Origin of the sequence: Azonexus sp. (genome assembly GCF_036170495.1) — a bacterium.
GTDB lineage: Bacteria > Pseudomonadota > Gammaproteobacteria > Burkholderiales > Rhodocyclaceae > Azonexus.
The window spans coordinates 1-1,395 of sequence record NZ_JAVHPH010000016.1; the positions used below are offsets into that span (position 1 = coordinate 1).

General features: G+C 64.0%; 2 protein-coding genes. One reads left to right on the top strand and one right to left on the bottom strand.

The genetic code is table 11. The features are described from left to right. Positions 1 to 854: alpha/beta fold hydrolase (locus ADADOO_RS00595; protein ID WP_511274223.1), on the top strand; the 854-nt coding region annotated here is incomplete at its 5' end. On the opposite strand, the gene ADADOO_RS00600 is transcribed toward ADADOO_RS00595, so the two are convergent. Beyond that, positions 785 to 1,395 (bottom strand): transglycosylase SLT domain-containing protein (locus ADADOO_RS00600; RefSeq protein WP_511274224.1); only part of this gene is annotated, 611 nt, incomplete at its 5' end. The genes ADADOO_RS00595 and ADADOO_RS00600 overlap by 70 nt on opposite strands.

A 1,395-nucleotide genomic window follows, 5' to 3' on the forward strand; every position in this document is an offset into this window, starting at 1 on the left:
CGCCGCTGATCCTGCTCCATGGCTGGACGTCGAGCCGCCAGGAATGGTTCCCCTTTTTGGCCGAGCTCAATGCCCGGCACCGCGTTTATCGCTGGGATGCGCGCGGCCACGGCGGCCATCCGCTGGCCCATGCCGGCTCGGCGACGGCCGAGCGCATGGCGCGTGATCTCCGGAATCTGATCGCCCATTTCGGCCTGCACAACGCCACCGCCGTCGGCCACTCGATGGGCGCCCTGACGCTCTGGCAATACCTGCGCGACCACGGCACGCACGGCCTCGGCAAGCTCTGTTTCATTGATCAATCGCCCAAGCTGCTGACCGACGACGACTGGGCGCATGGAATTTACGGAGATTTTGGCGTCGACCGTAACAACGAGCTGATCTCGTGGCTACGCGACGATTTTGCCGAGGGCGTGCTCAAATTGACGGCGCACGGACTGAACCAGCGGGCGGCAGAGAAATACCGGCAGAACGCCAGCGGCTGGCAACGCTCGCGCGCCGCGTTGCGGGCGCAAAACCCGGAACCGCTGATCAACTGCTGGCAGAGCCTGACCGCCGCCGATTATCGCGACGTGCTGGCCAAGATCCCGTTACCGACCCTGCTCATCTATGGCGGCGAGAGCAATTTCTACCGCTCGTCGACGGCGCACTACGTCGCCGACCACATCCCGGAACGCCGTGCTGCACATCTACGAGGGCACCGACCACTCGCCGCACCAGTGGCAGCGCGAGCGCTTCGTCGGCGAGTTGATGGCCTTCATCAACCCGCCGGCCTGAGGCGGGATCAGGTCGTCCGGAACTTCTGGACAGCCTGTTCGAGGCGCTGTTTTTCGGCCAGGACCTTGCTGGCGTAGCGCCGCTCAGGATCGCTGGTCGCCCCGGCAAACTGCTGCAGGCCGCTTTCCAGCCCGCCGTTGCGGCGGATCGATTCCTTGAGCACCCGGGCGCCGACCTGGACATTGATCACCGGATTGAGGAAGGCGGCCTGATCGGCGTCTTCCGGCAATTTGTCCTGATGGAAACGCGGCATGACCTGCATCAGGCCCTTGGCGCCAACGACGCTTTCGGAGAACGGATTGAAGCGCGACTCGATGCCGATGACGGCGATGATGAGCAGCGGATCGAGATGCAGTTGCCGGCCGGCCGACTGGGCCGTGGCAAAAATCGGTTCGAGGGCATCCGGCGCCACGCGATAGCGATGGGATACGTAGTCCATCGCGCCGCGCATTTGGGCACTGAGCGTCTCGCCAGCAGGGTCGATCTCGTCGACCGCCAGATCGTCGTCAAGCGGCACTTCTTCACTGGCCGGCAGCAGAAATTTCAAGCCACCCAGCATGGTCGGGTTGCCACTTTGGACGCCGACCAGGACCAATACAAAAAATACGCCGGCCAGCA